This window comes from Serratia sp. MMO-28, from assembly GCF_037199905.1.
Lineage (GTDB): Bacteria > Pseudomonadota > Gammaproteobacteria > Enterobacterales > Enterobacteriaceae > Chania > Chania oryzae.
This window is the reverse complement of record NZ_JBBCVB010000158.1, coordinates 1-207: the sequence shown is the minus strand read 5'-3', so window position 1 is coordinate 207 and position 207 is coordinate 1. Positions and strand designations below refer to the sequence as shown.

Genomic DNA, 207 nt, shown 5'->3' with positions numbered 1-207 from the left:
GCTCAGGGTATTGGCCACCTCACCGCTCACCCCGCTGAATATCAGGTGTGAGGTCGCCTCGGTGAGATTGACGCGGGCGGCCGAGGTGCCAAGGTGATTGGCCGCGCTGACCGTCAGCGCGCCGCCCGCATTGATAGCGTGGGTGCCGCTGAAGGCGTTGCTGCCGCTCAGGGTCACCGCCGCATCGGTATTGATGGTCCCAGCCCC

General features: G+C 66.7%; 1 protein-coding gene. It reads right to left on the bottom strand.

The annotated features are described in order from the left end of the window. Positions 1-207, bottom strand: a 207-nt coding sequence (locus WG891_RS26970) for a hypothetical protein (RefSeq protein WP_337265147.1), incomplete at both ends; no start/stop codon positions are given.